Annotated in this window: 22 protein-coding genes; 10 read left to right on the top strand and 12 right to left on the bottom strand. The window is 37.6% G+C overall.

Annotation, left to right across the window (positions count from 1 at the left end):
* Positions 1 to 70: 70 nt before the first annotated feature.
* The 5 genes from J7604_RS01230 to J7604_RS01210 all read right to left on the bottom strand — a co-directional run bounded on the left by J7604_RS01230 (position 71) and on the right by J7604_RS01210 (position 5983).
* Complete coding sequence (locus J7604_RS01230; RefSeq protein ID WP_293890029.1) at positions 71 to 1000, bottom strand: hypothetical protein; 930 nt, start codon at positions 998 to 1000, stop codon at positions 71 to 73.
* Between the two features lie 7 nt (positions 1001 to 1007).
* Positions 1008 to 2756 (bottom strand): cytochrome c biogenesis protein CcdA, encoded by a 1749-nt coding sequence (locus J7604_RS01225; protein ID WP_293890028.1) that lies wholly within the window; start codon positions 2754 to 2756, stop codon positions 1008 to 1010.
* A complete protein-coding gene (locus tag J7604_RS01220; RefSeq protein WP_293890027.1) occupies positions 2744 to 3412 on the bottom strand; it encodes a protein-disulfide reductase DsbD domain-containing protein in 669 nt (222 codons plus the stop codon). Before J7604_RS01220 ends, J7604_RS01225 begins: the two co-directional genes overlap by 13 nt.
* 31 nt (positions 3413 to 3443) lie before the next feature.
* Positions 3444 to 4811: a dipeptidase gene (locus tag J7604_RS01215; RefSeq protein WP_293890026.1), complete on the bottom strand. Its 1368-nt coding sequence runs from the start codon at positions 4809 to 4811 to the stop codon at positions 3444 to 3446.
* Between the two features lie 275 nt (positions 4812 to 5086).
* Positions 5087 to 5983, bottom strand: coding sequence for a 1-aminocyclopropane-1-carboxylate deaminase/D-cysteine desulfhydrase (locus J7604_RS01210; RefSeq protein WP_293890025.1), 897 nt, complete (start codon positions 5981 to 5983; stop codon positions 5087 to 5089).
* A 74-nt stretch (positions 5984 to 6057) separates the two neighbouring features.
* Here J7604_RS01210 and J7604_RS01205 point away from each other — a divergent pair, with 74 nt between their 5' ends.
* Positions 6058 to 7101, top strand: coding sequence for an RluA family pseudouridine synthase (locus tag J7604_RS01205; protein ID WP_293890024.1), 1044 nt, complete (start codon positions 6058 to 6060; stop codon positions 7099 to 7101).
* Between the two features lie 81 nt (positions 7102 to 7182).
* Here J7604_RS01205 and J7604_RS01200 read toward each other — a convergent pair whose 3' ends face one another.
* Complete coding sequence (locus J7604_RS01200; protein ID WP_293890023.1) at positions 7183 to 8241, bottom strand: T9SS type A sorting domain-containing protein; 1059 nt, start codon at positions 8239 to 8241, stop codon at positions 7183 to 7185.
* Between the two features lie 49 nt (positions 8242 to 8290).
* On the opposite strand from J7604_RS01200, the gene J7604_RS01195 reads away from it, so the two are divergent.
* Positions 8291 to 9139, top strand: coding sequence for a DMT family transporter (locus J7604_RS01195; RefSeq protein ID WP_293890022.1), 849 nt, complete (start codon positions 8291 to 8293; stop codon positions 9137 to 9139).
* Here the strand turns inward: J7604_RS01195 and mazG are convergent.
* Complete coding sequence (mazG, locus tag J7604_RS01190; protein ID WP_293890021.1) at positions 9126 to 9944, bottom strand: nucleoside triphosphate pyrophosphohydrolase; 819 nt, start codon at positions 9942 to 9944, stop codon at positions 9126 to 9128. The two genes, J7604_RS01195 and mazG, sit on opposite strands and share 14 nt — an antisense overlap.
* A gap of 184 nt (positions 9945 to 10128) precedes the next feature.
* Here mazG and glmM point away from each other — a divergent pair, with 184 nt between their 5' ends.
* The 3 genes from glmM (at position 10129) to J7604_RS01175 (ending at position 12976) form a co-directional block, all read left to right on the top strand.
* Positions 10129 to 11532: a phosphoglucosamine mutase gene (gene glmM / locus J7604_RS01185; RefSeq protein WP_293890020.1), complete on the top strand. Its 1404-nt coding sequence runs from the start codon at positions 10129 to 10131 to the stop codon at positions 11530 to 11532.
* Positions 11513 to 12643 (top strand): cysteine desulfurase family protein, encoded by a 1131-nt coding sequence (locus J7604_RS01180; RefSeq protein ID WP_293890019.1) that lies wholly within the window; start codon positions 11513 to 11515, stop codon positions 12641 to 12643. The genes glmM and J7604_RS01180 overlap by 20 nt, the downstream gene beginning before the upstream one ends.
* Positions 12644 to 12763: 120 nt before the next feature.
* Complete coding sequence (locus tag J7604_RS01175) at positions 12764 to 12976, top strand: hypothetical protein (RefSeq protein ID WP_156026931.1); 213 nt, start codon at positions 12764 to 12766, stop codon at positions 12974 to 12976.
* A gap of 48 nt (positions 12977 to 13024) precedes the next feature.
* Here the strand turns inward: J7604_RS01175 and J7604_RS01170 are convergent, their stop codons facing one another.
* On the bottom strand, positions 13025 to 13600 hold the full coding sequence (locus tag J7604_RS01170; RefSeq protein ID WP_293890018.1) for a hypothetical protein: 576 nt from the start codon (positions 13598 to 13600) through the stop codon (positions 13025 to 13027).
* Positions 13601 to 13732: 132 nt separating this feature from the next.
* Here J7604_RS01170 and J7604_RS01165 point away from each other — a divergent pair, with 132 nt between their 5' ends.
* The 4 genes from J7604_RS01165 (at position 13733) to J7604_RS01150 (ending at position 17412) form a co-directional block, all read left to right on the top strand.
* Complete coding sequence (locus J7604_RS01165) at positions 13733 to 14920, top strand: DUF4105 domain-containing protein (protein ID WP_293890017.1); 1188 nt, start codon at positions 13733 to 13735, stop codon at positions 14918 to 14920.
* Positions 14917 to 15705, top strand: coding sequence for an inositol monophosphatase family protein (locus tag J7604_RS01160; RefSeq protein WP_293890016.1), 789 nt, complete (start codon positions 14917 to 14919; stop codon positions 15703 to 15705). Before J7604_RS01165 ends, J7604_RS01160 begins: the two co-directional genes overlap by 4 nt.
* Positions 15706 to 16097: 392 nt before the next feature.
* On the top strand, positions 16098 to 16931 hold the full coding sequence (locus tag J7604_RS01155; RefSeq protein WP_293890015.1) for an inositol monophosphatase family protein: 834 nt from the start codon (positions 16098 to 16100) through the stop codon (positions 16929 to 16931).
* A gap of 289 nt (positions 16932 to 17220) precedes the next feature.
* Positions 17221 to 17412: a hypothetical protein gene (locus tag J7604_RS01150; RefSeq protein WP_028978918.1), complete on the top strand. Its 192-nt coding sequence runs from the start codon at positions 17221 to 17223 to the stop codon at positions 17410 to 17412.
* A 1-nt stretch (position 17413) separates the two neighbouring features.
* Here J7604_RS01150 and J7604_RS01145 read toward each other — a convergent pair whose 3' ends face one another.
* Together J7604_RS01145 and J7604_RS01140 are read right to left on the bottom strand one after the other, a co-directional pair.
* Complete coding sequence (locus J7604_RS01145; protein ID WP_293890014.1) at positions 17414 to 19357, bottom strand: KUP/HAK/KT family potassium transporter; 1944 nt, start codon at positions 19355 to 19357, stop codon at positions 17414 to 17416.
* 91 nt (positions 19358 to 19448) lie between these two features.
* Positions 19449 to 21089 (bottom strand): glycerol-3-phosphate dehydrogenase/oxidase, encoded by a 1641-nt coding sequence (locus J7604_RS01140; RefSeq protein ID WP_293890013.1) that lies wholly within the window; start codon positions 21087 to 21089, stop codon positions 19449 to 19451.
* Between the two features lie 146 nt (positions 21090 to 21235).
* Between J7604_RS01140 and J7604_RS01135 the strand changes: the two genes are divergently transcribed.
* Entirely contained in the window at positions 21236 to 21685 is a 450-nt protein-coding gene (locus J7604_RS01135) for a DUF2267 domain-containing protein (RefSeq protein ID WP_293890012.1), read from the top strand.
* Between the two features lie 119 nt (positions 21686 to 21804).
* Here J7604_RS01135 and J7604_RS01130 read toward each other — a convergent pair whose 3' ends face one another.
* Together J7604_RS01130 and ilvB are read right to left on the bottom strand one after the other, a co-directional pair.
* Positions 21805 to 22473, bottom strand: coding sequence for a YiiX family permuted papain-like enzyme (locus J7604_RS01130; protein ID WP_293890011.1), 669 nt, complete (start codon positions 22471 to 22473; stop codon positions 21805 to 21807).
* A gap of 78 nt (positions 22474 to 22551) precedes the next feature.
* Positions 22552 to 24273, bottom strand: coding sequence for a biosynthetic-type acetolactate synthase large subunit (gene ilvB / locus J7604_RS01125; protein ID WP_293890010.1), 1722 nt, complete (start codon positions 24271 to 24273; stop codon positions 22552 to 22554).
* Between the last annotated feature and the right edge of the window lies 1 nt (position 24274).

The raw sequence follows: 24274 nt of genomic DNA, 5'->3' as shown, positions 1-24274 counted from the left end.
AAAAGCAGAAATAAACAGGCTTCCTGAAAATCATTCAAAAAGCTGTCAATCTTTTTTAAAAAATGGTTAACTAAAAATTCACAGAAAGCATCAACAGCTCTGAGTCACCGGCGTCATTATCTGTTACAGCAATGGCTATTGTCTCTTTGGAAGACTCCTCTTCAAATATTGAAATGGATTCGATCTTGCCTTTATACAGCTGTCCATTGTCATTGATCGGACCAATTTGAAACTCATCCGGGAGGAGATTATTCATGCCTCCTCTTAAATAGTCGAACTCTCCAAGTTCAAAAATACCTACATGACTTCCAGCCACAATACCATCAAGGTAAGCATTGTCTGTATCTTCAGCGCTTGCAGTGAAGTAGAGCCTTTTTCCAAAAACAGATGCTCCCGAAAATCCTGCTGGCACTCCTCCAATCTGAGGCAAATGATAAGTTTTAACAAAGGGGAATGGCACTAGTTGTGATCCTTCACACAAATAAGGAATAAACTCCTCCAGCTTGATCACCATTATCGAATTTCTTCCTTTTCTGTTGGCCCTGTTAAATAAATACAAGTGATGATCATCCGACGCTGCAGCCTCCAGGTTTAGAGACTCGCCGCCTGTGATTTCATAATTACTTTGGAGTAGTTTATAAAATTCAGTGAGATCAAATTGTTGGACAAAGTGGTTCTTATTGTATTTAGTGGGAAGCTTTACGAGAAAAACTTTATTTCTTTTATCAGTAGAGCCCGAACCGAAAATAAGCAAGTGTTTATAGTTGTTGATGGTCACAACAGTCATGCACTCAAGATCCGGCTTTTCACTTTTGGGGATTTTGTATTCTGAATCAGACTTAAACAATTCAATCTTTTCAAGAAGCTCAAGATTGTATTTCAGCTTGAATAGATATTTGCTATCATCTCCAATGATATAAATCATACCATCCACAACCTCCACACCGGAAGCAGAAGGAATATTTTCAAGAACAGCTTTTTTAATGACCTTTGTTTGCATGATCAAACTACTCTTTTGGGTGGCTTGCCCTGAAGTTGGTGATAGCTTCATGAAGAAAATCAAGGAAATTAGTAACACTTGGGTCATAAGCCGTAGGCTCAGCCAACAATTCCTCAGTAAACGGATCAATAAGCACATAGTAAGGCTGAGCATTGTTTTTAAATCTCTTTATCTGCAACTCGGCATTTTTTTGACCTAAAGTCGTTTTCTTTTTGCCATCCAATATAGAAACAAAGACATCAGAAGAATCAAGCTTAGTTCTATCATCCACATACAAAGAAGCAATGATAAAATCATTACTCAATAACTTTAAAACTTCTGCATCCGACCAAACATTTGCCTCCATTTCTCTGCAGCTGACACAACCATGACCTGTAAAGTCAATCATCAACGGCATATTCTTTTTCTTAGCACATTCCCTCGCCTGCTCATATGTATAATAGCCATTCAAGCCATGTGGGAGTTTCTTATTTGAACTTGCATATCGAGGCTCATCACAAATGTACGCTTCGTGAGAGTTGGTATATTCACGAACTATTCCAGGTAAATCAAAGTCATGAGTAGACATTGGAGGAAGATAACCTGATAATGCTTTTAATGGTGCCCCAAATAATCCAGGCATTAAATACAAACCAAAGGAAAAAGCTATTATTGCCAGTAAAAGTCTTGGGACACTTATTTTATGCAAAGCACTATCATGGGGAAGTTGATACTTACCTAAAAGGTATAACCCTAGTAATACAGATAAAACAATCCAAATAGCAATATAAACTTCTCTGTCTAAAATACCCCAATGGTACACCTGATCTGCAATGCTCAGGAATTTAAGGGCAAGTGCTAACTCAATAAAACCTAGAATTACCTTTATAACATTCAACCATCCCCCTGACTTTGGGAGTTTGCTTAACCATGATGGGAATAATGCAAACAATGAAAACGGTATGGCAAACGCAGCAGAATATGCCAGCATTCCTAAAGCAGGCCGAAGTACTTGTCCTTCTGCCCAAGCCATAACTAGAATGTTTCCAACAATTGGTGCCGTACATGAGAAGGATACTAAAACAAGGGTTACAGCCATAAAGAAAACTCCATAATAGCCTCCTTTATCTGCCTGCTCATCCGCTTTGTTTACAATTGATGCAGGTAACGTAATCTCAAACATTCCCAGAAATGAAAGAGCAAAAACAACAAATACTGCTGAAAAAATAACATTAGGTAACCAATGGGTACTCAACAAATTTGCAAGAGCGGGACCAAATGCCAGCCCTATGATAAAATATAATAGGATAATTGACAATCCATATATGACTGCCTTTTTAACCCCTTCCGATCTCTTTTGATTCCCGGCTGTGAAGAAGGTCACAGTCATTGGGATCATTGGGAAAACACATGGAGTGAATAATGCAATAAAACCAGCACCAAATGAAATTATTATGTAAGCAAGCAAAGATACCTGCCCTGGGCCGCTATTTCGTTTTTTTAATTTTCTCTCAAGCTTTTCAAGAGCAGTTGGAGCTGGTGATTTTTCTAGTGTTCTCGTATATAGACTAGAATCCTTTTTGGCCGACCCATCAAGTTGTGACTTCAGCTCCTGAATAATCAGATTATTCAAACTATCTCTTTTGATGAGCTTTTCAATATGCTCACTTGTTTTCTTTAATTCTTCTTTTGATGGAGTGCCTTGTGAAAAAGAAACTACAGGAAGAATAAACAGAAGAGAAAAAAATAATGACTTTATAAACTTCAATTTCCCCATTTTCTCGCAAATGTTTTCAATACTTCAATGGATTCGTCTTTACCATCAGGGGTACGCGTAATCAATTTTGATTTTTGTAATTCCAGCTCTGCTACTGATGAATTTTTATCCAGTGCACCAGTTGGCTTATTAGGAGTAGGCGTTTTAGGATTTGCTGGGGCTGGCGTTTCTTTTACAGTGCCCGCTGTAACTTTTATTTCATCAAAAGTAAACTCCGCGCTCACAGGCACGCATTTACCACTTACATCTGTGCAGGCCTGTGCATTCAAAGAAACTTTTATCACAGGATTATCTTTCAGGATTTTTATTTTCTGTTTAAAAACGCCTGTGCCTTTAAAATATCTGTATTCTCCACCCCAAAGCGAATCATATTTCTTTTTTGAATCTACAGAAATAAGTTTCCCAACTACTTCAAATGAAGGATCTTTTTCAATTTCAATTTCCGTTACATTCGGACCGAGATTCGGATCAAAGTCACTTGAATACAAGTACCATCCGGACTTGATCTGAGCTGTAAATATCAGTTCTACTATTTCACCCGCCTTTACTTCTTTCTTGGAAATAATAGTACTCCATGTAACCGGCTTTTCTATCTGGGCCATCAGACTCCCAGAAATACCCAGCATTAAAAAGAAAATTAAAATCCTGATCTTCATAAAATATTTGGTGCTGTAATTAATCCTATTCTTATTTTCCTTTATTAATCTTACTAAAGTGCTTATAAAATAAAGTGATCGTTTCTATTCCTTTGAAGTAATGATCTACTTTATAACTTTCATTTGGCGAATGAATGGCATCCTCATCCAATCCAAATCCCATCAGTACAGTCTTCAGTCCTAATACCTTTTCAAACAGACTTACAATTGGTATACTTCCTCCATCTCTTGTCGGTAAAGGTTTTTTACCCCATACCTCTTCTATCGCCAGACTTGCTGCTTCATAACCAGGGAAATTCGTTGGTATCAAAGCAGGCTCTCCTCCATGATGAGGCTTTACTTCCACCTTCACTGATTTAGGAGCAATCGCTTTGAAATGCTCACTAAACTGTTTTGTAACTTTCTCAAAATTCTGCCCCGGCACCAATCGCATGGAAATTTTTGCAAAAGCCTTTGAAGGAAGAACGGTTTTAGCTCCTTCCCCAGTATAACCTCCCCAAATTCCGTTTACATCTAAGGTCGGTCTTATACCTGTTCTTTCAATTGTAGTATAGCCCTTTTCGCCTTCAACATCTTCAATGTCAAGCTCTTTTTTATACTCATTCAGATCGAATGGAATTTTATTCAATTCCTCCCAATCTTTTGCTGATAGCTCTTTTACATCATCATAAAATCCCGGAATGGTAATATGATTGTTTCCATCTTTCAATGAAGCAATCATTTTACACAAAGTATTGATAGGGTTTGCCACAGCACCTCCGTAAATGCCCGAATGCAGATCTCTTTTAGCTCCTGTCACTTCCACTTCAAGATAGCATAAACCTCTTAAACCAATGGTAATAGAAGGACAATCTTCGGAAATAATTGAGGTGTCGGAAACTAAAACCACATCAGCTTTTAACTTCTCTTTATTCTCTTTTACAAAAGTATCCAGATTATCTGACCCTATTTCTTCTTCCCCCTCTATAAGGAATTTTATATTGCAATTTAATTCGCTGCTTTTCAAGATGGTTTCAAGTGCTTTGATGTGCATATACATCTGCCCCTTGTCATCACACGAACCACGCGCATAAATCCTGCCATCTTTTATTACAGGCTCAAAAGGTGGGCTGTTCCATAGATTCAAAGGATCAGGAGGCTGTACATCATAATGACCATAAACCAAAACTGTAGGAGCTTTAGGATCAATGAGTTTTTCACCATAAACAATAGGATGCCCCTTCGTCTGACAAATTTCTGCTTTAGCTGCCCCTGCTGCTATTAACTTGTCTTTAATAAATTCTGCTGTCTTGAGAACATCCTGCTTATATTTGCTGTCTGCACTTACAGACGGGATTCGTAACAAGTCAAACAGTTCTGAAAGAAATCTGTCTTTGTTTTTTTCGATGTATGTATTCATAAAATGACACAGGCTCAAAGCCTTTGCTCAAAAAGAGTTTTACTCAAGGATTGTTTTCCACTACAATTATAAAAATTAAACCTGGATTACGCATTAAAAAGTTAAGTGTATGATTAACTCATTTGTGTTTGTAACCCATTGATTGATTAAAATGATTTCCAGGATTTTTTTCACTGAAGATTATACTTTGGTTTAAATTTTTATTCCTTTTTTATGCAAAATAGATTTTTTGAAACACCAAAAATGCTCCATTATATCTCTTATATCCTTGGATATTATGAAAAAGTAAACCCTTTTTCTTCAAAACCTTTAAGGCCCTGAAGTCCACCAGTGTGTACAACCACCAATTCAGTATTCGCAGGAAAAAAATCTTTTCTCAAAAGATCAAGGATTCCCCAAACCATTTTAGCAGTATAGATCGGCTCCAGTGGAACATTAAATTGACTTCTAAACTCCTTAATAAAAGACGCCAGTTCTTCAGTACACTTAGCATAACCGCCAAAATGATATTGATCTATAATTTCCCAGTTTGTAAAAATTTCATCACCAAGGAGATTTTCAATATCTTTTTTCAAAAAACTTCCTCCTTTTAGTGCAGAAAAGCCCAATATTTTTGACTTTCCTTTCATTCCTTTGATTATTCCTGCCAATGTACCTCCAGTGCCAACAGGACTGCATAAAAAATCCGGAGTAAATCCGAGGTTTTCAATCATTTCTGAACATCCTTTTACTGCAAATTCATTACTACCTCCTTCCGGAATTATAAAAAGATTCCCGAATTTTTCCGCTAGCTCACTTAAAAATGAAGCTTCTGTTTTATTTCTATATTGCTCCCTGGAGACCTGATGAATCTTCATTCCGCATTCTGTAGCAAATTTTAACGTTGGACTTAATTCCCGACACTCATCTCCCCGAATAACTCCAATAGTTTCAAAACCAAACTCTTTACCTGCTGCAGCAAACGCATAGATATGATTGGAATGAGCGCCTCCGAAAGTCAGCAAGCATGATTTGCCTAATTCTTTCGCCCTTTCAAGATTGTATTTCAGTTTCCAGAATTTATTGCCCGAAATGAACGGATGATTTAAATCTTCCCTCCAAATAAAAAATCTGACATTTTTTTCCTGACAAAGTGGGTGATTTATTTCCTGAAGAAATGGTTTTGGATTCACTGTTAACCTAACTTTTAAACTGGTTTATTGCTAAATTGCGGCAATTTTAAGAATAAAAAAAGCGGCGAGGTTTTATGACTGAGGAAATTGAGAATGACCATGACGAACTTTCAGAAGATGCGGATCTGTATGAGCATTTTAGGATTGAAATAGATAAAAAACAAGCTCCGATCAGAATTGACAAATTTCTGATGGATCGTCTGCCAAATGTTACCAGAAACAAAATCCAGAACGGCATAGAGTCGGAAGCGATTAAAGTCAATGACAAGATTACAAAATGCAGTTACAAAATAAAGCCACTCGACGTTGTTACAGTTTCACTTCCTCATCCGCCAAGAGAAGACGTTGTAATTCCTGAAAATATTCCGCTGAACATTGTCTTTGAAGATGATCAATTGCTGATCGTCAATAAGCCTCCGGGAATGGTGGTGCACCCAGCATACAATAATTGGACTGGCACACTTGTAAATGCTTTGGCATATCATTTCCAGAATCTTCCGACCTCAAGGAATGGAGAGATCAGACCGGGCCTTGTACATAGGATTGATAAAGACACAAGTGGTCTCCTTGTTATCGCTAAGACTGAGTTTGCCATGTCGTATCTGGCCAAACAGTTTTTCGATCATACCATAGAGCGAACTTATATCGCCATGGTTTGGGGTGAGCCAAAAGAAAATGCCGGAACAATCAGGAGTAATATGGGAAGAAGTCTGAAAGACCGCAAAGTTATGGCTGTATATCCGGAAGGCAGTGAAACAGGCAAGCATGCCATTACTCACTATAAGGTTTTGAAAAATATCAGATATGTATCCTTAATTCAATGCAACCTTGAAACTGGAAGGACACACCAGATAAGGGTACATATGAAGCATTTAGGACACCCTATATTCAATGATGTAACTTATGGAGGAGATAAGATATTAAGGGGAACAAGCTTTTCAAAGTATAAACAGTTTGTAGAAAACTGCTTTAGCATCATTCCGCGCCAGGCGCTTCATGCAAAAACGCTTGGCTTCATTCATCCGACCACTAAAGAGTTTATGCAGTTTGATTCAGAACTTCCTCAAGATTTTAAAGATGCTATTGAGAAGTGGGAGAGTTATGTGGAGTACGAATAAAGCGGAAAGCGAAAGGCTTAAAGCGGAAAGTAATAAAAAACAAGACTTCCACTTTGTGCTTTTCGCTTTCAGCTTTTAGCTTTAGTCAATTACAAGCTTAGAAACCTGTCTTTTATTATCTGCAATAATTTCTACATAATACATGCCTTTCTGCAGACCTGAGACATCTCCAAAAATTTGCTGATCTCCGGCTGCTTGCCTTCCTTCATAAAGCGTCTTAATGAATTTGCCGTCTATTGAATTAACATTCACTTTCAACTGTGTTGCTTCTTTCAAACCATAAGTAAGGTTGATCTGACTGTTTGAAGGATTTGGGAAAAGATTTATTTCTTTAGACAATTCAAGAGATGCAATTCCTGCTGGTGCTTCCACAGCATTCTGGATAAATAAAACTTGAGACTGAGTTCCAAATCCAGGGACAGTTGTTTCAGAAAAGATTATTGTCAGTACGGGAAACTTTGCAGTTTGAGTGTACCATGTAAAGGAAGTAATGTTGGTTGTTGCAGTAACCGGCGAAGGCAATGGAAATATAGTTACTACATCTGTTATAGTTGCCACATTTTTTATCCTTAAAGCCTTTTCATAAGTGACTGCGTTATTCAAAACCAGAGAAGCCTCTTCATCTGCAGTAGATGTAACAGTAGCTGTCCTAGTTGAGTTACCAGAAAATCCCGAAAGCGAAAGGGATGCAGTCCCGCTAAAATTGTCTGTAAAAGTACTGTTTAAGGAGAAAGGATAAGATAGATATTTATAACCATCGGTATTTACAGCACTGCCGATATCCGTATTTTTGTACCCCCAATTAATCAATTCATTAGTAGTAGCTTGATAATACTGATATTCGGTCTTTGTGCTTTTAACTGATTGAAGAGCCAAATTAGCACTCGGATATGTTGAGACATCTCCAGAAGGAACAGCAACTACTTCGTTCTGGTAGGTACTTTTTAATGTCTTTCCGGAAAAATCTCTTGATGTAGCCGGATCAGTCAAATCTCCTACAACAAGGTTGCCCGGTTCATACTCACGGCTTGTGAATTTGTCTCCGATTTCATAATTATTTGCTGAAGTCAAAGTGATGGTTTGTGCATTTGTCATTTGCATAGTAAATAGAACTAAACAAGCTGATAAAATTTTTTTCATATGGTATAAGGTTATAATTTAACTTTGTAATGTAAAGAAAGAGTCCTCTATGGGAAAACGAAACATGCTTATTTCAACTATCTTATTTTCACTAATGCATGTTTCTATAAAATTTTTAAGCGGATTCAGTGTATTTCAAATTGCATTTTTCAGAGCTCTGATTAGTCTGAGCATCTGTCTGTACCTACTTAATAAATCCGGCTTAAGCCTGAAAGGTAACAGGCAAAGCATGCTTTGGTTTAGAGGATTTCTAGGAACTGCCTCAATTTTTAGCTTCTATTACACACTCCAAAACATTCCTTTAGCAACCGCATTTACAATAAGTCAGCTTGCTCCCTTGTTTATCGGAGTATTCGCTGCTATGTTACTAAAAGAGAAAATAAGCCGACTTCAATGGCTTTTTTTAATTCTGGCATTTTCAGGCGTACTATTAATTAAAGGCTTTGACCTGAGAGTAACCACATTTGATATTGCAATTGCTGTATTTTCTGCACTTATGACAGCAGGTGCACATTTTACTATCAAAGTCATAAACCAGGATGATCCCCCTGTAAAAGTAATGACTTATCTACCTCTGGTTTCGCTGCCTCTGGTTACTCCTTTTGCCTTTCTTTTCTGGAAAACTCCTACTTTATTAGAAATCTTTCTTCTTTCAGGCATCGGGCTTTTGGCTCATTTCGCCCAATTGTTTCTTACGAAAGCCTATCAACAAGAAAAGGCATCCAACCTTATTCCATTTTATTTTCTTGGAGTGATGATGTCTATCCTTTGGGGTTATCTTGCCTTTGAAGAGACTTTTAACATTCAGTCTATTACAGGCATGGCCTTTTTAATAATTGCCGGCAGTCCGGATATTTATAAAAGCATAATGGCGCAGAAAAAACCTAAAGTTTCTTAGCAGCCTCCCAATACTTATCCATTTCAGCAAGAGTCATTTTCCCCAATTCCTTGCCATCTTTTTTACTTTCTGATTCGAGATAATTGAATCGCTTGATGAATTTCTTATTGGTTTTTTCCAATGCATCTTCGGCATTTATATCTAAAAACCTTGCATAATTAATTAGTGAAAACATAAGGTCACCAAACTCACTTTCAGCCTTTTCCTTCTCAATTGCTTTATTCTCAGCAACGTTAAACTCAGCTTTAAACTCTGCCATCTCCTCTTCAACCTTTTCCCAAACCTGTTCCTTTTTCTCCCAATCAAAACCTGCACCACGGGCTTTTTCCTGTATCCTCATTGCCTTTACTAAAGCTGGGAGAGATTTTGGCACACCAGACAGCACTGTCTTTTGCCCATTAGATTCTTTAAGTTTGATCTGCTCCCAGTTTTTCTTCACTTCCTCTTCATTTTCAGCGTTAACATCTCCATAGATATGTGGATGTCTTCTTATCAACTTTTCACACAATGAATTGATGACATCTGCAATGTCAAAGTTGTTTTGTTCTGAGCCTATTCTGGCATAAAAAACAATATGTAAAAGAATGTCTCCGAGCTCTTTTTTTATCTCATCATTGTCTTTTTCAACAATTGCGTCTGAAAGCTCGAATGTTTCTTCAATAGTTAGATATCTGAGAGAATCTATCGTTTGCTTCTTATCCCAAGGACATTTTTCTCTCAGTTCGTCCATTATAGTTAACAATTTGTCAAAAGCTGAAAGCATTTCTTTCCGTCTTTCGCTTTTATTTAAGTCATTATAAATCATTTTTCGCTATTCCTAGTTCTATACAATAATAAGGTTTTGCTGTTAATAATTTCATCCTGAAAAACCAGAAATTTTGACATAAAATTTATTTTTGGCACGTTATTTAAATAAACAAAAAATACCGGAAAACCTTTTACTTTTACGGCAGGAATAGCTTTTAAACAGAAAATAAAATCATTAAAAAGTGACACTAATCAAATCAATTTCAGGCATTAGGGGTACGATAGGAGGCAAAAGCGGAGAAGGTCTTACTCCAATTGATATTGTGAAATTCACCACGGGATACGCTCAATGGATCAAGTCCAGAGGTGAAGGGAGAACTGTTGTAATAGGAAGAGATGCAAGACCTTCCGGGCAGTTGGTTTCCGGAATTGTTACTTCTACTCTGATATCTATGGGACTGGATGTGTTAGACTTAGGATTGTCTACCACTCCCACAGTAGAAATGGCCGTTACAATGGAAAATGCTGCAGGTGGCATAATAATCACTGCTAGTCACAATCCAATTCAATGGAACGCGCTGAAAATGCTAAATGAAAAAGGCGAGTTTGTATCTGAAGCAGATGGGAAACAAATCCTTGAATTTGCAGAGAATGAATCTACGGAGTTTTCCGAGATCAAAAAGATCGGGAAATATACGACCGACGACAGTTACATCAAGAAGCATATTCAGGCGATCCTTAAACTTCCGCTTGTCAATAAGAAATTGATTGAACAAAGAAATTTTTCAATCGCCATAGATTGTGTCAATTCAACGGGAGGTATTGCCCTTCCGATGCTACTTGAAGCACTGGGTGTGAAAAAAGTAACTCAATATTATTGCGAGCCTAACGGACAATTTCCTCACAATCCAGAGCCTCTTCCGGAAAATCTCACACATATTTCAAGAGAGATTTCTAAAGGAAAATTTGATCTTGGAATTGTTGTAGATCCTGATGTTGACAGACTTTGCTTTGTCTGCGAAGATGGAAGCATGTTTGGGGAAGAATATACATTAGTTGCAGTAGCTGATTATGTGCTTAAGAATAAGCCGGGCAATACTGTTTCAAATCTTTCTTCAACAAGGGCATTAAAAGATGTTACTGAAAAAGCAAAAGGTAGCTACTTTGCTTCTGCTGTAGGAGAAGTGAATGTAGTGACAGCAATGAAAGAGCATAATGCAGTTATAGGTGGTGAAGGAAACGGAGGAATTATTTATCCGGAGTTACATTATGGCAGAGACGCTTTAGTGGGTATTGCGTTGTTCCTGACACACCTTGCTAAATTCGGCAAATCGATTTCAATGTTGAGAATGCAATATCCGCCTTATCATATATCAAAAAACAAAATCGAGCTTACTCCTGACATTGATGTAGATTGCGTAATTGAAGAGATTAGAAAGAAGTACAACAAGCAGCCTATAAATAATATTGACGGGGTGAAGATTGAATTTGACAAAGAGTGGGTTCATTTAAGAAAATCAAACACAGAACCAATTATCCGAATTTATTCAGAGTCCGACACACAGGCAACAGCAGATCATCTTGCCAATAAAATTATTACGGACATAAAGGAGCTACTTTCAAGACATGCATGTCTACTTAGATAACGCCGCTACAACAATTCTTGACCCGATAGTACTGGATGCCATGATGCCCTTTTTTAAAGAGCATTTTGGCAATCCTTCTTCGATTCACACACATGGCAGAGAGGCAAAATCCGCTATAGAAAAAGCCAGAAAAACAGTTGCCTCTCTTCTCAATACTTCCCCTTCAGAAATATTCTTTACCTCAGGAGGAACAGAAGCTGACAACACTGCCATTACAAGCAGCATTAAAGCTTTTAACATCAGGCATGCAATCACTTCCCCGATAGAGCATCATGCAGTGCTTCATACTCTTGAACATCTGGAAAAAGAGGGAAAGATACAGTTGCATTATGTGAAGCTTAATGAAAAGGGAGAAGTAAACTATGATGATCTTGAACATCTGCTTCAAAATTACAGCCACTGCTTTGTCTCTTTAATGCATGGGAACAATGAGATCGGCAATCTCACTGACATCGCTAGAATCGGCGAACTTTGCCGTAAACATGGAGCTATTTACCATAGTGACACCGTACAAACAGCCGGACATTTTCCGCATGACCTTCAAAAACTAAAAGTAGATTTCATTGTCGGATCCGCGCACAAATTCCACGGACCAAAAGGTGTTGGTTTCCTATACGTAAATGGTGATCGTAAGATCAATCCATTAATTTATGGTGGTGCACAGGAACGCAATATGCGCGGAGGCACTGAAAATATCTATGGGATAGTTGGTCTTGCAAAAGCGTTAGAGCTAGCATATCAAAACATGGCCAGTCACAAAGAGCACATAAGCAAGTTGAAAGCCCATATGATCAGCTCTTTGAAAACCGAAATACTAGGGGTAGATTTTAATGGTGCCTGCGCTGACCTCGAAAACAGTTTATATACCGTTTTAAGTGTAAGTCTACCACCTTCGGATATGAATGAAATGCTGCTTTTTAATCTTGATATTAATAAGATATCTGCTTCTGCAGGAAGTGCATGTGCAAGCGGCACCGATGCAGGATCACATGTTTTGAATGCCATTAAAGCTGACCCCGAAAGAGGCCATATTAGGTTCTCTTTCAGCAAATACAATACAATTGAAGAAATAGATTATACAGTTAAGAAGCTTTCTAATTTCTATAAATAAGTTGTTAAAAATGAATGTGTATGATCTGTAAAATGTATATTTTTCCTGTAATTTATCCACATTTTTAATCCCTGTTTTCGCCTGTCACGTATATATAACCAGCACCAACGATTAAAAGTCATGGACAGGCGCACAACAATAAATCTCAAGCTTTTCATAAGAAGATTTAAGAGAAACTATGAGTACTACACCAATCTTTACAGTGGTAAAAATTGCCAAATGTATCTGGATCAGTTCGAAAGAGATAACCTGAAATTAGCACAGGTTCTTTTCGGCAGAGAGGGAGTCCGGATGATGAAAGAGAACATCAATTCGCTTCATTTATCAACTTAATTCTAAACTAAACTAAATGAAAAAACACGGATTGGTTGCCGTGTTTTTTTATTTAAAGCGGTTCGTGCACAAATCTACAGGAAGGCCACTTTGGGAAAACTTTAGATAATAATTCACACCCGCTGCATGCTCATCTAATTTCCTTCCTTTTTCAACCTTTACAACGACACCTCCAAATTCTCCAATCCCTCCGTCAGTCTGATAAACGCCTGGGACCAATCTGACATACTCATAACCAAATAGTTCAGGGACCCCTCTCATTAGATCTACAACAAATTCGTTTGAAAAATGTGGAATGTGCTCAGCAAATTCAATCAGCATTTCATTATCATCTTTGCTCAAGACAAACTTTGCTCTGTATTCTTCCTGCACTGTATCAGCAACGAGGGTATCCATTTTAGCCGTAACTACATCGCATATTCCAAATCCCTCCTGACAGCCTTTTGCTCCTTTTCTGAACCTGCTTTTTACCTCTTCCACCATCATTACAGGATCAACCGTAAGATTTTTGCTTATAGGAGCCGGATCCTCCGGAACCTCTGTTGTTCGTTTATCCTGCTCCTTCTTTTCACATGAAAAGGAAATCCCGAGAACCACCATTGCTACAAGCCCTATTCTTTTCATAGCTTTAAAAATCTATAACTCCTAAAAAATTAACTTCATTTAATATTTAATTGTTAAGAAGAGTGACTTGATTACGAACTTATCCCCTATTTTTACCTTTCTAATTTTAAGATTCAAAACGCTGATCGAATAATGAAAAAATTCTGGCTGCTGCTATTCTCCGCTTTACTACCTTTCATATCTTTTTCACTCCCCAAACTTTCCCCCCATGCCAAAGTGAGCCTCATCACAGTTGCTCCCGGACAAGAATTATATTCAAGCTTTGGCCATAGCGCTATCTGGATAAAAGATGATTCCAACTATATAGACAAAGTTTATAACTATGGAACTTTCGACTTCGAAACACCTGGATTTTATTCAAAATTTGTAAGAGGAAAGCTGTTGTATATGCTTTCTGTTTCCAGGTCTGATTATATGTTTTATGGTGCAGAACAGGAACAAAGATCAGTTATTGAACAACAGCTCAACATGACTTTGTCACAAAAGCAGAAACTATATAATTTCTTGGAGACAAACTACTTACCTGAAAACAGATACTATAAATATGACTTCTTTTATGACAACTGTTCATCAAGATTGAGAGATGCTTTCAAAACAGCATTGGGAGACTCTCTTCAATTTAAAAATATAGTCTTCAAGGATCAAAGTTTCAGGCAACTGATAGATCCATATCTTGTAAACAAGCAGTTTCAGGATTTAGGAATGGACCTTGGACTGGGTGCACCAGCAGATAGGATTGCTACTCCCTCACAATACATGTTTCTTCCTGATCACCTCATGAATGCTATAGGCAATGCAACGGTGCTTTCAGACTCAGGGAAGATGGCTTTTGTGGCCAAAAACAATATCCTTTTCAAAGCAAATCCACCAAAGGACCATGGCGCGCCAGTGACTCCTGCGATGGTATTTGCTGCGCTTCTACTGATTGGAGGTTTTTCTACTTTTGTTACCTGGAAGAAAAGACCTGAAGCATTTACCATGGACGGAATTCTGTTTCTTATACTTGGCTTATTCGGTCTCCTACTATTGTTTCTTTGGTTTGGCACAGACCACAAGGTAACTGTGCACAACTGGAACATCATCTGGGCATTTCCAACACACCTCATTGCGGCGGTTCTGCTGTTCAAAAAGAAAAGAAGTGTTACTACTGGCTATTATTTTCTTTTGAACGGAATAGTAGTTCTGATCTTTACAGCATGTATATCGGTCTTGCCACAAGAGATTAACATGGCAATTATTCCATTTCTCCTGCTTATTATTTTAAGGTCATTTACTCTTTATTATAAAATTACCAAAAGAAGAAATTTCTACCCTCTATGAATCTGGAACATCTTTGCCTTGAAGTAATCGCATTGACAAAAGAGGTGCGTTACTTTATCAAGAACGAACTTGAAAATTTTGATCTTTCAAAAATTGAACATAAAGGAAAGAATGACCTGGTGTCATATGTCGACAAGCAATCTGAAACGTTGTTAGTAAAAGGCCTTAAAGATATACTTCCGGAGGCAGGTTTTATCACCGAAGAGGCTACTATCAACAGGGAAGAAAAAACTTATACTTGGATCATAGATCCTTTGGATGGCACGACAAATTTTCTCCATAAGGTACCTTCTTTCTCCATTAGTGTTGGTTTGATGACTGAGGGAAGAATAATATTGGGAGTGGTCCATGAAGTGAACCTTAATGAGTGTTTTTATGCTTGGGAAGAAGGAGGAGCCTATTTAAACGGAAATCGCATTTTTGTTAATACCAACACCAAACTTGCTGAGTCTCTTATCGGAACAGGATTTCCTTATAGTTTGCTTGACAAAACCGATGTTTATTTCGAAATTATAAAAGAATTTGTCAAAAAGACCCATGGAGTGAGAAGATTAGGATCCGCTGCTGTGGATCTTGCTTATGTTGCCTGTGGACGATTTGACGGTTATTTTGAATTCAATCTCAAAATCTGGGATATAGCGGCAGGGATACTGCTCGTTAAAGAAGCTGGCGGAACTGTGACAGATTTTATGGGAGGAAATGATTTTCTGTCAGGAAAAGAAGTTTTAGCCTGTGGAAAGGCTTATGATGAAATCAGTACGGTGGTCAAAAAACGATGGAATTAATTACAGAATGAAAATCAATATATTATGCAAACCTTTTTGATAGCAGTTTTATTTCTTTTGTCCCTGGCTTATTTAATCAGGCTGGGTTATAGAAGCTTTAGCCAAAAAGGTCAATGCAACAAAGGCTGTTCCTGCAGCACAGTTGACATCAAAAAAATTGAGCAAGAACTTTCTCAAAAACAACTTTAGGAAAGTTATTTTTTTATTTCGAGCCTATTTAACTTCATTTTTTATCAGATAGCCTATATTATTTTTTTTATAGCTACGGCTGGGTTGATAATTCATCTCTCTTTGAAAAAAGTCAGAATCAGTATGTTTTTTACGACTTAAAACAATTTAAAGAAAAATAGACTTTTTCTAATAGGAATGTTATCTGAAGAAGTAAAAATTTTATGGAAAATTCAGCAAATTACAAAGAGAACAATGTTTTAGCGCTTATAAATCTTGAAGAAGTTTGCCTTAAAGTTATCGAGTTAACAAAAGAAGTTCTTAGTTTTCTAAAGCACGAACAGGAGGGTTTTGACCGATCAAAAATTGAGCATAAAGGGAAAAATGATCTTGTATCCTATGTCGATAAACAATCCGAAATTATGCTTGTTCAGGGGTTGAAAAAAATTCTTCCGGAAGCAGGATTTATCACAGAAGAGGCAACTATATCAAGAGAGGAAAGAAAATATACCTGGATCATAGATCCACTGGATGGGACCACAAATTTTCTCCATAATATGCCTTTTTATTCCATTAGCGTAGGACTGATGACTGAAGGTCGTATGATTTTGGGAGTGGTTCATGAAGTGAACCTCAACGAATGCTTTTATGCTTGGGAAGGTGGAGGTGCTTATTTAAATGGAAAGAGAATATTTGTGAATCCTAATACTTCCCTTGAATCTTCCCTATTAGCGACGGGATTTCGATATAAGAAACTGGATAAAACGGATGCCTATTTCGAAATGATAAACGAGTTTTTTAAAACTACCAATGGAGTTAGAAAGCTAGGATCAACAGCAGTCGATCTTGCCTATGTTGCATGCGGAAGACTAGACGGATGTTTTGAATTTAACCTTAATAGTTGGGATATAGCCGCCGGTGTTCTGCTTGTTAAAGAAGCAGGAGGTATCGTAACAGATTTTAAGGGAGGGAATGATTTCCTTTCAGGAAAAGAAGTTTTAGCCTGCGGAAAGGCTTATGAAGAGATCAGCAAGGTAGTTAAACAACTTTGGAATTAGGAGCGCAAGAAGACTATCAATCTTTTATTCAAATCAGCTCAAAGCTGTATTAGAGGAAATTTTAAGTATTTTTTAATTTTTCCTTACCCAACAAATTGAATTTTTTTTAGTCCAGCCATACAATCTATTAAGATTTTCTTCGTTCTTCTACATTACCCTATTGGAAAAACACAATAGAAGACTACACATTTAATTGATTTAGTGAAATTTACCAATTTGCCTCCTAAAACAATTTAAAGTAAATTAAGCTTTTAATAATAGGAAGGCTAACGAAGAAAATATAAATATTATGGAAAACTCAGCAAATAATACAAATCGTAAGGAGGATTTCAAAAAGCCACTTACAATTTTTGAAGCGATAAAAAATAATCCTTCAGAAGAAACCACTGAAAATTCGGAAGCTTCTTCCAAAGAAAATGAAAAGAAAAGTAAGGAAAGAAAATTTAAGGATTTTCTGTTCCCTACCTGGATGCTATTTTAAATTATACAATTCTCTTTAGGTCAAAATGCTCCATTGGTGAAATCACAAGTGGAACCTTTTCTACTGACACAGAACTGGTGTCCAGACCAAATGCGCTTGTTTCTGACAAGCTGATTTCCTTAAGGATAAAATAGCTGTTCATAATCAGCCTTTCATCTGCTGACAAATCATTATCGTGGCTCAGGTGTTTCTCAAGCACAACAAACCTGAAATCTCCTATAACATTTCTCTTGGAAAGTGAGGTATACCGGCTGGTAAAATCCACTTCTTTGTTAGCAACCAGATCTTCTACAACTTTTCTGAAAAAGAGGTTAATCCTGTGTTCAACTCTGAAACCAAGTCTGAAATCTACACGGATCACATCATTCGGCTCCAGGAATTTCACTTTATATTCCATGGTATAAGGCTCATCCAAAACATCAATATGGAGGAACCAGTAAATATCTGCTCTTTTGGGCTGTTTCTGAAAAATTGAATAGATCACCTTTGATTCTATTTCTCTCAGGCTGTTTGCACTGGTGAGATATACTAAATGGGTTGCATATTTAGGAATAGAAAGATCGTTGCTAAGTTCCTTAAGCAAGGGAATATAATCATCCAACTTAATGAATTCAGTCAATCTGTTTTTGATTTTACGTGCAGCATACCATGTATACATTACATAAATCAGAATACCACTAATAACCAGTGTAACGTAACCTCCATGCATAAATTTGGTAAGGTTACCGACAAGGAATGTGAGCTCGATTGCCATGTATACCACAAAAACCAGAGCCACCCAGAAGAAGGTCACCTTTCTTACAAAATACAGGTAAAAACAAAGCAGCATGGTGGTTACAATCATGGTGATGTTGATGGCAAGCCCGTAAGCAGCTTCCATTTGGGAAGACTCTTTAAAGTACATTACAATTCCAATACAACCTGCAAGCATCAGCCAGTTGATACTTGGTACATAAATCTGGCCTTTCATAATGGTAGGAAAACTTAATTTCACCTTTGGCCACAAATTCAGTCTGATGGCTTCAGAGATAAGTGTAAATGATCCGCTTATTAAGGCCTGAGATGCAATGATAGCCGCCATTGTAGCTACGCCGATTCCAATTGGTAGAAACCATTGAGGCATTATTGCATAAAAAGGATTTCTTTCATTCAAAAAACCTCCTGAGCTATGTAATATCCAAGCTCCCTGGCCCATATAGTTCAGTATTAAACACGACTTTACAAAAATCCATGAAATTCTGATATTAGGTCTTCCACAGTGGCCAAGGTCAGAGTAAAGTGCTTCTGCCCCAGTAGTACAAAGAAACACTGCACCAAGAAGCCATAATCCTCCGGGATAATTCATTAAAAGATTATATGCATAATAAGGATTGACAGAGCTCAATACGTGAGGGAACTGTATTACTTCTTTTATACCCATTATTGCCAGCATACAAAACCAGATAAACATGATCGGGCCGAATGCATTACCCATAAACTTAGTACCAAGCCCCTGAATGATGAAGAGCAGAACTAGAATACAGATTACAATAGGCATTGTATTTATTTCCGGATTAAAGATTCTTAAACCTTCGATAGCAGAGGAAACCGAAATAGGAGGAGTAATAATACCGTCAGCAAGCAACATACTGCCGCCAATCATTGCCGGAAATACCAGATAAGGACTTCTTCGGCGGATAAGTGCAAACAAAGAAAAAATTCCACCTTCACCGTTGTTATCAGCTCTAAGTGTAAGTATCACATACTTGATGGTTGTTTGAAGAGTCAGGGTCCAGAATACGCAAGACAAACCTCCTAGCACCAAATCTTCATTTACTTTGCTATCCCCTATTACTGCTTTCATCACGTACAGAGGCGAAGTCCCTATATCACCATAAATAATTCCAAGCGTAATTAATAAACCGGTAAAACTGACTACGTCAACTGCGTACTTTGAGCTTTTCATAAGAAATAAATAATTGGGGCAAAATTAACATTTTGCTGCGTTTGCGGAAAATAAAATCTGAGGAATACTTTTCTTCACAAAAATTTAAAATTTATTTGCCACCTTGAAAATTAAACAGCAGATTATCAATTGATTTTAGGTTAGATGACCTTACATTTTCCGGCCATTGAAAGTAGTTGGACATGTGATTTACTACAGCTTCTTTGTACTTTCTTACCTCATCTATGTCAAAGTAAAGTGCCCCAGTCCTTCTGACGAAAAAATCTTCTGCTCCTGCGATCATTTCTTCTTCAAGACAATACTGAAGTTGAATACTCCAATATAAAGAAATACCTTCTAAAGCCTCTTCTTGAGCATATTTCAAGACTTTTTCTGTGTTTGATCCAAATCGGTAAAAGACCTTTTCTGTTTCTTTCGCCGAAAGCCCTACTCTCTCCCCATCTTTAACATAGTTGGCAAGCACCTTTTCCAAACTTTCAGAAAATTTGCCTCCAGCGAGCTGTATTGCAGCAGTTTGACAATAACCAATGTCTTGACCAATTTTCACCTTAATCCTTTTCCGAATGATGTCTATCACTTTTTCAGCCATCTTTCGATAACCGGTCAATTTTCCTCCGGCTATAGTAATGAGCCCGCTTTCATACTCAAACACTTCATCTTTCCTGCTGATAGCTGATGGAGACTTTCCTTCCTCCCTCACCAATGGCCGAAGTCCTGCCCATCCAGATTCTATATCGCTAAGCTTCAAATCTGAATTCGGAAAAATCTGATTTGTAGCATTAATCAGATACTCTCGATCCTCAAGAGATATTTCAGGATCAACAATGTCTCCGGTATAAAAAGTATCAGTAGTACCAATATAGGTTTTGCCTTCTCTCGGTATTGCGAAAACCATTCTTCCATCCGGCACATCAAAATATACAGACTGACCTAATGGAAGTTTTTTATGATCAATCACAATGTGAACTCCTTTTGTATGAATGATTTTTGATTTCTTTGAAGATTGGTCCAAAGCGTCTGTTTCATCCACCCAAGGGCCTGTGGCATTAATTACATAATCAGCATTAATAAAACATATATCTCCAGTGATCAGATCTTTAGCTTTCACTCCAACGATCTTTCTTTCACCATTAAACAACATTTCTTCTGCCTTAAGGTAGTTAAGAGCAAGACCGTCCCTGAGCACAGCTTCCTTAATTATTTCAAAAGTAAGTCGAGCATCATCCGTCCTGTATTCATAATATAAAGCCCCCCCAATAGTTTTGGTTTTATCAAGCAAAGGTTCTCTTTTCAGAACCTCCTCGGCTGACAGCATTATCCGACGTTCCCCTTTTTTTACACCTGCTAGAAAATCATAAAGCCAAAGTCCGAATCGAGCTCCAAGCTTACCTATACTTCCCTTCTCAGTCAGAGGTAACAACATTTTCTCTGCAATCGTCAGGTGAGGTGCATTTTTATGAACAATTGCCCTTTCTTTGCCGACTTCAGCAACTAGGGCAAACTCAAATTGCTTGAGATATCTCAGACCGCCATGGATAAGCTTTGTAGAACGGCTGGAAGTTCCTTGTGCAAAATCCTGCATTTCAATTAATGCCGCCTTCAATCCACGTGTCTGAGCATCTAAAAGAATTCCAGCACCTGTAACTCCGCCACCAATGATCAGAAGATCAAACTTTTCATTCACCAAACGATCTCTGAACAGATTCCTGTTTTTATTACTGAAACTTATCATAAAGCATTAACTAATTTGCTGGTTATAATATAAATACTTAAAAACTAATTTTTCAACGGGATTTGAACCATTAGGTTATTATAAAGACAACTCATCCGAGGGAACGAATATATTCTTATGATGTTCTCAAATAAAGGGGAGGTAATATGTCTATTCATTTTGATAAATTTGCTTCTGATGGGAACGCTTTTATAAAAGAACTGTGTATGCGGTTCAATTACCCTGACAGAAGAACGCAGGCCAGTATAATAATCAGAGCTGTTTTACATACTTTAAGAGACAGCATCGCAATTCCGGAATCGCTTAATGTACTTTCTCAATTGCCAATGTTTTTAAAAGCTGTTTATGTGGAGAACTGGAAATACAGAGAGAAACCAAGAAGACATAAAAGCATTGAAGATTTTACCAGGGCGGTTGAGGAAGAACAAAGAGCATATGGAGAAAGCAGGTTTGATTGGGACATTTCTACAGAAGAAATAGTGAGAACTGTTCTTGATTGTTTAGGCAAATATGTTTCTGAAGGAGAATATGAAGATATTGCAGCTGAGCTACCAGAGCCGCTTAAAGACTTAATACAAGTTAAAATAAGAACTTAGTTTATTAAAGAAAATAAATGGAAAGACTGACTGAAAAAAAATCTGCTCCCTCTCTCTCTCTGAATCTATAAGCTTTCAGTCAGTCTTCAATAAAAGAACTGTAAAAATTTATTTATTGTTTATTTCAGATTATTTTTCTCTACAACGTACAGTAATTTGGACTCTGCCAAATCAGAAGGTGAAACAACTTGCTCCTCCAGAGGCGGATTTTTACCATATCTTTGTTCCATTATAGCCTTCACTTCCGGAGAGCTTAAATCAAAATCCTTCATCTTCTTCAGTGGACAAAGTTCCAATCCAAACGCCCTTTGGTATATTTTCCATACCAATTCCGAACAGTATAACTGATCATCAGACCAGCCAAAATAGATATCATAATGCTTTCCCACCATTTCTTTACCAAGTTTCTTTGCTATGTAAACTTTCTCTGTAATAAGATATTTATCACGTTCTTTTAACCTCATTACAGTATAAAAGGCGTTATTACCTCTTTCTATCCATTCCTTTAACGGAGTTATACATACAGGTTCAACAGCTTCCAAGACAAAAGCTTTTCCTTTGTCCAAAGTAATGATTCCGACATGACTGAATTTAGAATGTGTTGCAAGTTTCACGGCCTTGCATTGATCAGAATCCATACTTTGAAAAATAATGTCACCTTCTATAAATTGACCCTTTTGTATCTTCTTATTAATTCTGTTGTAAAGCTCCCCTCTTGCATTTGAAACATAACTAAAAATGGAAAGAGCTATAAGTACCGCCAAAAACAATAATGCTTTATTTCTCATACATTAACATGCATTTCAAGCTTACCATTAAACAAAAAAACCGGAAATAATCCGGTTTTTACTGTATTGCAAACTACTTTATTTAGTTACTTTTTCTTTCACTGGGTGAACCGGATAATAAATCGTATCCGACAAGCTTGTTCCCGGTGCAACCATTGGAAGGACATTCTCTTCTTTCTTAACTTTAGCATGTATTAAGAACGGCTTATCCAGATTGTGTGCTTTATTTACTGCAGCTTTAAGCTGATCAACAGTTTCAACACTTACTGATTCCAATCCAAAAGCTTTTGCCAATAATACAAAGTCCGGATTCATGAGCTCCACGCCTGAATAGTTCTTTGCATAGAACTGCTCCTGCCACTGTCGCACCATTCCAAGATATGAATTATCCAGCAACAATATTTTTATAGGCCATTTCTCCTGTACACATGTCATTAGTTCCTGAATATTCATCTGGAAAGAACCGTCACCTGTGATGCACCAAACATCTTTATCTGGCGCAGCAGCCTGAGCTCCCATGGCAGCTGGTAAGCCAAAGCCCATAGATCCTAAACCGCCTGAAGTAAGGAAGTGATTAGGCTGCATTCTTACAATGTATTGAGCAGCCCACATCTGATGCTGACCAACATCTGTTGTTACAATTGCATCAGGAGCCATCATCTCTTCAAGCACCTTTATCGCAGTTACTTCATTAAAATCAGTATAATCTGGTAGAAGAATCGGGAATTCTTCACGTGAATCATTAAGATTCATCAACCATTCAGCACGCGCCTTGCTGTTTCCAGAATCTCTTGTATCCGGCAGTTGTGGTAAAACCAATTTCAAATCTCCATGAAGGAATACATCGGTTTTAACATTTTTGCCATGCTCGCTTCTATCAATATCGCAGTGAATGATTTTTGCTTTAGGAGCAAATGTTGCAAGCGTTCCTGTAATCCTGTCATCAAAACGGATCCCTAGAGCTATGATAAGGTCTGATTCCTGAACTGCCAGGTTAGCATATTTCATTCCATGCATTCCCAACCATTGAAAGAACAATGGATCATTGTATTCCATAGCACCAGTCCCAAGGATTGTAGAAATCACTGGAATATTTTCTCTATGAACAAACTCTCTTAGTTCATCCCATGCTTTAGCCAACAACACACCATGTCCAGCAATTACAAGAGGTTTCTTTGCATTTTTGATCAATGTAGCTGCCTTATGAATGTCTTCATTTGTTGTCAAACATTTTTTCGGAGGCTGAGGTTTTTGAAAATGCTGTTCCCAATCTTCGTCAAGATCAATAAAGTTACCCTGAACACTTCTTGGAATATCGATAAGCACAGGACCCGGACGGCCTTCAATACATATTTTGTATGCTTCCTGAAAAATAGAAGCCGCATCTTCCAGCTTCGTAATCAGGTATGTCTTTTTTGTAATTGGAATACAGATACCTGTAATATCAGTTTCCTGGAATGCATCTGTTCCTACAAGATGAAGCGCTACCTGACCGGTAATCGCAATCATTGGAACTGAATCAGCGTATGCATCAGCAATACCAGTAACAAGGTTTGTTGCTCCTGGGCCTGAAGTCGCCAGGCAAAAACCCGGTTTGCCTGCTACTCTAGCATAGCCATTCGCTGCAAAAGAAGCTCCCTGCTCGTGACGAACAAGAACACTGTTTAGCTTGCTGAATGCTAATGCATCATATATAGGAAGAATTGCTCCACCTGGATATGCAAACAAATCTTCTGCTCCTAAAAGCTCGATTAGTTTTACAATGTATTCGGCACCTCTTAATTTAATTCTGGTCTTCATA

It is taken from the genome of Sporocytophaga sp. (assembly GCF_017745095.1).
GTDB lineage: Bacteria > Bacteroidota > Bacteroidia > Cytophagales > Cytophagaceae > Sporocytophaga.
Note: the sequence above shows the minus strand (reverse complement) of the source record. Positions and strands in the feature narration are given on the sequence as shown.

Coding starts and splice junctions, on each gene's coding strand:
- J7604_RS01145 (WP_293890014.1), bottom strand. CDS start 19,357: ATGAAAAGCTCAAAGTACGCAGTTGACGTAGTCAGTTTTACCGGTTTA.
- J7604_RS01220 (WP_293890027.1), bottom strand. CDS start 3,412: ATGAAGATCAGGATTTTAATTTTCTTTTTAATGCTGGGTATTTCTGGG.
- J7604_RS01155 (WP_293890015.1), top strand. CDS start 16,098: ATGGAAAATTCAGCAAATTACAAAGAGAACAATGTTTTAGCGCTTATA.
- J7604_RS01175 (WP_156026931.1), top strand. CDS start 12,764: ATGGACAGGCGCACAACAATAAATCTCAAGCTTTTCATAAGAAGATTT.
- J7604_RS01225 (WP_293890028.1), bottom strand. CDS start 2,756: ATGGGGAAATTGAAGTTTATAAAGTCATTATTTTTTTCTCTTCTGTTT.
- J7604_RS01140 (WP_293890013.1), bottom strand. CDS start 21,089: ATGATAAGTTTCAGTAATAAAAACAGGAATCTGTTCAGAGATCGTTTG.
- J7604_RS01135 (WP_293890012.1), top strand. CDS start 21,236: ATGTCTATTCATTTTGATAAATTTGCTTCTGATGGGAACGCTTTTATA.
- mazG (WP_293890021.1), bottom strand. CDS start 9,944: ATGATTTATAATGACTTAAATAAAAGCGAAAGACGGAAAGAAATGCTT.
- J7604_RS01195 (WP_293890022.1), top strand. CDS start 8,291: ATGGGAAAACGAAACATGCTTATTTCAACTATCTTATTTTCACTAATG.
- J7604_RS01150 (WP_028978918.1), top strand. CDS start 17,221: ATGGAAAACTCAGCAAATAATACAAATCGTAAGGAGGATTTCAAAAAG.
- J7604_RS01205 (WP_293890024.1), top strand. CDS start 6,058: ATGACTGAGGAAATTGAGAATGACCATGACGAACTTTCAGAAGATGCG.
- J7604_RS01230 (WP_293890029.1), bottom strand. CDS start 1,000: ATGCAAACAAAGGTCATTAAAAAAGCTGTTCTTGAAAATATTCCTTCT.
- J7604_RS01130 (WP_293890011.1), bottom strand. CDS start 22,473: ATGAGAAATAAAGCATTATTGTTTTTGGCGGTACTTATAGCTCTTTCC.
- J7604_RS01160 (WP_293890016.1), top strand. CDS start 14,917: ATGAATCTGGAACATCTTTGCCTTGAAGTAATCGCATTGACAAAAGAG.
- J7604_RS01215 (WP_293890026.1), bottom strand. CDS start 4,811: ATGAATACATACATCGAAAAAAACAAAGACAGATTTCTTTCAGAACTG.
- J7604_RS01180 (WP_293890019.1), top strand. CDS start 11,513: ATGCATGTCTACTTAGATAACGCCGCTACAACAATTCTTGACCCGATA.
- J7604_RS01200 (WP_293890023.1), bottom strand. CDS start 8,241: ATGAAAAAAATTTTATCAGCTTGTTTAGTTCTATTTACTATGCAAATG.
- ilvB (WP_293890010.1), bottom strand. CDS start 24,273: ATGAAGACCAGAATTAAATTAAGAGGTGCCGAATACATTGTAAAACTA.
- J7604_RS01165 (WP_293890017.1), top strand. CDS start 13,733: ATGAAAAAATTCTGGCTGCTGCTATTCTCCGCTTTACTACCTTTCATA.
- J7604_RS01170 (WP_293890018.1), bottom strand. CDS start 13,600: ATGAAAAGAATAGGGCTTGTAGCAATGGTGGTTCTCGGGATTTCCTTT.